This is a genomic window from Paenibacillus tyrphae (assembly GCF_027925525.1).
Lineage (GTDB): Bacteria > Bacillota > Bacilli > Paenibacillales > NBRC-103111 > Paenibacillus_G > Paenibacillus_G tyrfis_B.
The window spans coordinates 1-348 of sequence record NZ_BSDJ01000110.1 but is presented as its reverse complement, the minus strand read 5'-3'; the positions used below and the strand labels follow the sequence as shown (position 1 = coordinate 348).

Genomic DNA, 348 nt, shown 5'->3' with positions numbered 1-348 from the left:
GCATGGCCCGTTGGTCAAGGGGTTAAGACACCTCCCTTTCACGGAGGTAACAGGGGTTCGAATCCCCTACGGGTCATCATTATCCCATGGAGGCTTAGCTCAGCTGGGAGAGCATCTGCCTTACAAGCAGAGGGTCGGCGGTTCGATCCCGTCAGCCTCCACCATAGAATTACTTACTGACGCGGGGTGGAGCAGCCCGGTAGCTCGTCGGGCTCATAACCCGAAGGCCGCAGGTTCAAATCCTGCCCCCGCAACCAATTTCATTTGTGTGGAGCCGTGGTGTAGAGGCCTAACATGCCTGCCTGTCACGCAGGAGACCGCGGGTTCGAATCCCGTCGGCTCCGCCAT

Annotated in this window: 4 tRNA genes; all 4 read left to right on the top strand. The window is 58.9% G+C overall.

The window, feature by feature from the left end:
- The first annotated feature begins 4 nt into the window (after window positions 1–4).
- The 4 genes from QMG93_RS35090 (at window position 5) to QMG93_RS35075 (ending at window position 347) form a co-directional block, all read left to right on the top strand.
- Window positions 5–76 (top strand) — tRNA-Glu (locus QMG93_RS35090).
- A gap of 12 nt (window positions 77–88) precedes the next feature.
- Window positions 89–164 (top strand) — tRNA-Val (locus QMG93_RS35085).
- A gap of 16 nt (window positions 165–180) precedes the next feature.
- Window positions 181–257, top strand: a tRNA-Met gene (locus tag QMG93_RS35080).
- A gap of 13 nt (window positions 258–270) precedes the next feature.
- Window positions 271–347 (top strand) — tRNA-Asp (locus QMG93_RS35075).
- Window position 348: the final 1 nt, after the last annotated feature.